We start from the raw sequence: 6,134 nt of genomic DNA, 5'->3' as shown, positions 1-6,134 counted from the left end.
TGACGTGGTCAACTAAATTCAGTCACCCTAGTTAAGAAACCATATCTAATGTTTCGGTTCGTTCTTCAAAGTCATTTGGGCTTTGATAATTTAAGTACGAATGTAAGCGACGACTGTTGTACCACATGCAGATGTAATTCATTACATCCTGTTGAGCTTCATAACGCGTTGGGTAATTTTTCCAATGCACGCGCTCTTGCTTCAAACTACCGAAGAAGCTTTCTGCAACAGCATTATCCCAGCAACAACCTTTCTTACTCATGCTACCAATGAAGTCGTTTGACTTGAGCAATCTACGATATTGATGGCTTGCATATTGAACCCCTTGATCTGAATGGATAATCAACCCTGCTTTGGGTTGGCGTTGCCACATCGCCATAGTCAGTGCGTCACAGACAAGCTGCGCTTTCATTCGTGAGCCCATGCTCCAACCAACGACTTTACGCGAATATAAATCAATCACTACCGCCAGATATAACCAACCTTCTGCAGTCCAAACATAAGTGATATCTTGTACCCAAGCTTGATCAGCGGCTTCAACGTTGAAGTTTTGCTCAAGTACATTGGGATAAATAGGCTTGTTATGGTCACTATTCGTTGTTACTTTGTATTTCTTTTTATAACGCACCCAGACATTTGCCTCTTTCATTAACTGTGCTGTTTTGTGACGGCTCACCGGAAAACCGAGTGCATTTAAGACTTTCTGAATACGCCTTTCACCGTAAGTATTATCACTGAAGTGCGCTATGTCCTTGACCCAATCAATCATTTCTTGATGTGTTGGATCCTCTGATTTAGTTGAATATCGCTTTTGATAACTATAGTAATTGTTACTTTTTACACCCAGTATTCGGCACATTACCGCCACAGGCCAGGTCTTCTTGTATTGGGTTATGAACGAGTATTTCACTTCGTTTCTTTGGCAAAGAAGACCGTCGCTTTTTTTAATATTTCACGCTCCATTTCTAGGCGTTTCACTTGCGCTTTTAGCTCTCTGATCTCTTCTTGCTCAGGGGTCAAATTACCATTCCCTCTAAAAGCCTGCCCATCATCATTTTCAGCTTCTTTTATCCACCGACCAAGCATGTTGGGATTTACCCCTAAATTTCTAGAGGCTTCTGCTTGAGAGTAGTTTTGCTCAACAACTAATGCGATGGCATCAAGTTTAAATTCTTTGGAATACTTTTTACGTTTTGTCATTATCGATCTCCAGTTAAGTTGATTATCTCTTAACTGGGGTAGTCGAATCCATTAAACCACGTCACTCTGCTTCTAAACAACCTTAAGAGCTCTAAGCCAGAGTTCAAAGACTCCATAGCAATTTTCAAGTTGTTATTCTGTTTTAAAGTATCGCTGTTGAGCCTATTGAGCAGCATTTCAGGCAATACCATATTTTTAAAATTATCGAATTGCTGCTTTGTTTCATTACTTGTTACGCCAGTAATGGAGATAAATTTTGACTCAGTCATTTTTACTTCTTATATATTTGTACTATCACTCCCTTTAATGGTCATTAGTAAGAGGTATTACAAGGTCTGCCAATGTACTTAAAGCGCTTCTACGCTCTTCGAGGTAGTCATAGCGGTTATAAACTCCAGCAACACCTTTTATCTTATGGTTAAGGCATCGCTCAGCAATATCATTCCCTATACCTAATTCAGCAAGTAAGCTCCTACATGTTCGTCTTAAATCATGAATCACAAAATACTCAACGTTAGCTTTACCAAGCAAGTTAGGATAGGGTTTTTTATTGCTATCCACCTTCATACCAAACATCTTAGCTAAAGCATGATTAAGGGTGTCGTCTGAGATGTAAGCTCTTCGCTTACTTGCTCTTCTTGCAGGGAATAAATAGTCAGAACCACACGCGCGTACCTTTAACTCTTCAAAATATGAGAGAAGCTCGGTTGGTATAGGTATGGTAATGGCTACACCTGTTTTACTTCTTTCTTTAGGCATTTGCCACAGTAGCCCGTCAAAGTTAAATTCATCCCATTTGGATGCAATTAACTCACCTTTGCGAATACCTAATGCTAAAAGTAAAATTACGGCTATATAATTGTCTCTAGTAAAAATATCACTGTGTTTACGAAAGGTACTGAATGTACTTTTAAGTTCTTCTAGTGTTAGACAGCGAGTACGGCTTTGTCCTGAACCACCAGCATCTGATTCATTGAAAGCTATAGCAGGGTTTGATGTTGTTAAATCTAGCTTTTGGGCATGCTTAAAAAGTTGTTTACACTGAAGGAGAGCTTTATTTGCAATTGAAGGGCGACCTTCTGATACAGCTTTTTGTAGAATAGAGCGAATGTCTCGTGCATTTACATCCGTTATCTTAAGTCTTCCTATCTGGGGTTTTATCTCATTATTGAAATAACGAAGTTGAATATGAGGATGTTTCAGTTTATGACTAACCCCTTTATACCAGTCATCAAATAAGTCAGTAATAGTTATTATATGTTCTTCGTTTCTTCTGGCTCGCTCAGCTAGCGGATCAATACCATTCTTTATTTGCTGCTTAATATTATTTGCTAATGCCTTTGCATCAGTCAAAGTCATTTCAGGAAAGTTGCTTCCTTCAAGCGTCATAAAGCGACGGCTACCATTTATAGTATATCGAAGCTCCCATGCTCCACTTTTCTTATTTTTGTTAGGCTTTATATAAAGCCCGTCACTAATACTAAACCTAAGCGTTTTACAGCTCTTAATATTTGCTTTGATTTCTTTTACATTCATTGAGTTACATCAAAAATGGTTACCAAGGATTATAAAAAGTGGTTACCAAGCGGTTTGGTAACCACTTGGACACGTACAATAGGGGGCTAGTATGAACGGTAGAAAACAAAAAGCCTAGAAAAATCTAGGCTTATTAATGAGTTATAAACAAGTTGAAACAGGTTAAAACGTTATTCTATGTTTTGGATCTGTTCTCTCATTTGTTCAATCAATACTTTTAGCTCTACAGCGGCAGTAGTGATGTCACTATTGATAGACTTAGATGCTAGCGTGTTAGCTTCACGATTAAATTCTTGCATCATAAAATCTAGGCGACGGCCACATGCGCCACCTTTTTTAAGGATTTTTTTAGTTTCTTTAACGTGAGACTTTAAACGATCTAATTCTTCAGCTACATCTTGTTTTTGAGCAAGATAAATAAGTTCTTGTTCAAGGCGTGACTCGTCAATGTTTGCTGTTAAGTCTTCTAGCTTTTGAGCCAGTTTTTCACGCTGCCACTTAGCAATCTCAGGCATATGCGTTTCTACAATTTCTACTTGCTCTAAAATCGCATCAAGGCGGATTGCTATCATTTCTTCAAGGTTTGCACCTTCATCGCCACGAGCTGATTTAAAATCTTCGATTACTTGATCAAGACCAGCAATTAGTGCTGTATTAACGCTATCCATATCAAGTTCTTCAGCTTCCATAACACCAGGCCAACGCAATATATCAACAGGATTAATGTCGCCATTACTTTGCTGTTGAACCCATTTAGCGCTATTTATAAGTTGCTCAGCAAGGGCTTGGTTAATTGATAGCTCACCAACATGGGCAGGATTTGCTACAAATTTTAAAAAAACCTCAACTTTACCGCGTTGTAAGTGTTTGCGTAAACGCTCACGAATAACTGGCTCCATGCCACGAAATTGCTCTGGTGCGCGAATAAATGTTTCAAGGTAACGCTGGTTCACTGAACGAACTTCCCAAGTGCCAGTTCCCCAATCGCCTTTTATTTCGCGACGCGCATAAGCTGTCATACTGTGGATCATGGATATTTTCCTAAATTTATAAATACAATATTACGATGATTATACCGTAACACCGCTTAAGCTCTAGGGAAAATTTAATACACTGAATATTTTGCATACAGCTATTTATTTAAATCAGCATGGTATCTATACCCACATACACTTATAATGTCGCAAATTCTGAATTAAGGGGATCGTCAATGCGTCCAAGCGAAAGAACACCTAACCAAATTAGACCTGTTACATTTACACGTAATTATACTTTGCATGCTGAAGGCTCAGTACTTGTTGAGTTTGGTAACACCAAAGTACTTTGTACAGCTACTGTCGAATCGGGCGTTCCTCGTTTCATGAAAGGTCAGGGTAAAGGTTGGATCAATGCTGAATACGGTATGTTACCGCGAGCAACGCATACGCGTAATGCTCGAGAAGCTGTACGTGGTAAGCAGGGCGGTCGTACTATGGAAATTCAACGTTTAATTGCACGTGCACTTCGTGCTGCTGTTGATTTAAAAGCACTTGGCGAAAACACAATCACTATCGACTGTGATGTAATCCAAGCAGATGGCGGTACACGTACTGCTTCTATAAGTGGTGCATGTGTTGCACTTGTTGATGCGCTAACGCATATGCGTGCCAAGGGTATGATTAATTCAAACCCACTTAAGCATATGATTGCAGCTATTTCAGTAGGTATATACAAAGGCCAAGCAATTAGCGATTTAGAATATATTGAAGATTCAGCAGCAGAAACTGATATGAATGTAATTTTAACCGAAACAGGTAAAATTATAGAAATTCAAGGTACAGCCGAAGGCGAACCTTTCTCGTTTGATGAGCTAGATGAGTTACTTACTTTAGCTAAACATTCTATTCGTGAAATCATTGACGTACAAAAGCAAGCATTAGCATAAATAGGTAGGCCACTAGATATGAAAGATTATCAAAAAGAGTTTATAGAATTTGCTCTAGAGAAGCAGGTATTAAAATTTGGTGAGTTTACTTTAAAGTCAGGGCGCATAAGTCCTTACTTTTTTAATGCCGGTTTGTTTAATACAGGTCGTGACTTAGCACGTTTAGGTCGTTTTTATGCATCAGCATTAGAAGATTCAGCGATAGAGTACGATGTACTATTTGGTCCCGCGTATAAGGGTATCCCAATAGCGACAACGACGGCAGTTGCATTAGCAGATCACCATGATAAAGATGTACCGTACTGTTTTAACCGTAAAGAGAAAAAAGCACACGGTGAAGGTGGTACATTAGTAGGCTCAGAACTCAATGGCAAAATAATGCTAGTTGATGATGTAATTACCGCAGGTACCGCTATTCGTGAGTCTATGGAAATTATTGCACAAAATGGTGCAGACCTTAGTGGTGTTTTAATTGCATTAGATCGCCAAGAAAAAGGTAAAGCCGAGTTATCAGCTATTCAAGAAGTTGAACGCGACTTTAATACCAAAGTAATTTCTATTGTAAAATTAGCAGACCTTATTAGCTACCTTGAAAACCAAGGAACGATGGGCGAGCATTTAGCCTCAGTTAAAGCTTACCGTGATCAATACGGCGTAGCATAAATAAAAAGCCTCGCAGTGCGGGGCTTTATTTTGACCTTCATTCATAGAGTTTATTAATGAAAGATGTATTAAAACCAAATGGCTTAGGCCTCAAACGCGTTTTCAAAGCAACCTATTGCTCCTATCTTGGCTTTAAAGCAGCATTTAAAGAAGAAGCTGCATTTAGACAAGAGCTATTACTAAGCCTTATATTATTCCTCACTTCATTTTGGCTTGCTTCATCATTATTACACTGGGCAATACTAATTAGCTCACTGCTTATTATTCTAATTGTTGAATTGCTAAACTCTGCCATTGAAGCATTAACAGATCGAGTAAGTACAGAATTGCATGTATTGTCAGGTAGAGCCAAAGATATGGGATCTGCAGCCGTAACACTTTCATTAACGATCGTATTGATCATATGGGGTGTAAGTCTTTATATGAAGATCGTTTAAGCTTACTTTTAATATTAGTGAAGTTTAAACACCTTTAGTTGTTAATAATTTGCTAGTTATGTTGTGTTTTTAACGTGTTTAGCTCAAATACTCAGCGAACAGCATATTATTTCAAGTTTTCTTCAAAAAAGGGTTGATCTGTTTTCGGATCTCCCTATAATGCGACCCCACTGAGACGGGAAACGCCAACGCATAGCGAGGCACGAACAACTCAGGGTGTTAAGTAAAACTTCGGTTTTAAATCTTCTAAAAAGAAAGTTTAAAACTAAGTGTTGACTAGAAAAATAAAGGGTGTATTATTCGCATCCCTTGAGACGCTAAAGCGACTCAAAACGTTCTTTAACAATATAAAGCAATCATCTGTGTGGGCACTC

7 protein-coding genes are annotated in these 6,134 nt (G+C 38.6%); 3 read left to right on the top strand and 4 right to left on the bottom strand.

Annotation, left to right across the window (positions count from 1 at the left end):
* Positions 1 to 31 precede the first annotated feature (31 nt).
* The 4 genes from L654_RS0114205 to L654_RS0114185 form a co-directional block, all read right to left on the bottom strand.
* Positions 32 to 1,200 (bottom strand): IS3 family transposase gene (locus L654_RS0114205; RefSeq protein WP_139016089.1). Its coding sequence is split into 2 segments (ribosomal slippage): positions 32 to 924 and positions 924 to 1,200, totalling 1,170 coding nucleotides; the frame shifts between segments, so codons are not numbered across the junction.
* Positions 1,201 to 1,229: 29 nt separating this feature from the next.
* Positions 1,230 to 1,469, bottom strand: a complete 240-nt coding sequence (locus tag L654_RS0114195; protein WP_024608258.1) for a hypothetical protein — start codon at positions 1,467 to 1,469, stop codon at positions 1,230 to 1,232.
* Positions 1,470 to 1,503: 34 nt separating this feature from the next.
* Positions 1,504 to 2,736: a site-specific integrase gene (locus tag L654_RS0114190; RefSeq protein WP_024608257.1), complete on the bottom strand. Its 1,233-nt coding sequence runs from the start codon at positions 2,734 to 2,736 to the stop codon at positions 1,504 to 1,506.
* 170 nt (positions 2,737 to 2,906) lie between these two features.
* Positions 2,907 to 3,767: a YicC/YloC family endoribonuclease gene (locus L654_RS0114185; protein ID WP_002958889.1), complete on the bottom strand. Its 861-nt coding sequence runs from the start codon at positions 3,765 to 3,767 to the stop codon at positions 2,907 to 2,909.
* Between the two features lie 179 nt (positions 3,768 to 3,946).
* Between L654_RS0114185 and rph the strand changes: the two genes are divergently transcribed.
* The 3 genes from rph to L654_RS0114170 are packed head-to-tail and all read left to right on the top strand — an operon-like array spanning position 3,947 to position 5,760.
* Positions 3,947 to 4,660: a ribonuclease PH gene (rph, locus tag L654_RS0114180; protein ID WP_024608256.1), complete on the top strand. Its 714-nt coding sequence runs from the start codon at positions 3,947 to 3,949 to the stop codon at positions 4,658 to 4,660.
* An 18-nt stretch (positions 4,661 to 4,678) separates the two neighbouring features.
* Positions 4,679 to 5,323, top strand: a complete 645-nt coding sequence (gene pyrE, locus L654_RS0114175) for an orotate phosphoribosyltransferase (protein ID WP_007583381.1) — start codon at positions 4,679 to 4,681, stop codon at positions 5,321 to 5,323.
* 56 nt (positions 5,324 to 5,379) lie between these two features.
* On the top strand, positions 5,380 to 5,760 hold the full coding sequence (locus L654_RS0114170; protein ID WP_024591295.1) for a diacylglycerol kinase: 381 nt from the start codon (positions 5,380 to 5,382) through the stop codon (positions 5,758 to 5,760).
* Positions 5,761 to 6,134: the final 374 nt, after the last annotated feature.

The sequence above is a fragment of the Pseudoalteromonas sp. TAB23 genome, from assembly GCF_000498075.1.
GTDB lineage: Bacteria > Pseudomonadota > Gammaproteobacteria > Enterobacterales > Alteromonadaceae > Pseudoalteromonas > Pseudoalteromonas arctica.
The sequence above is the reverse complement of the archived record's forward strand: the minus strand, read 5'-3'. Positions and strand labels throughout refer to the sequence as shown.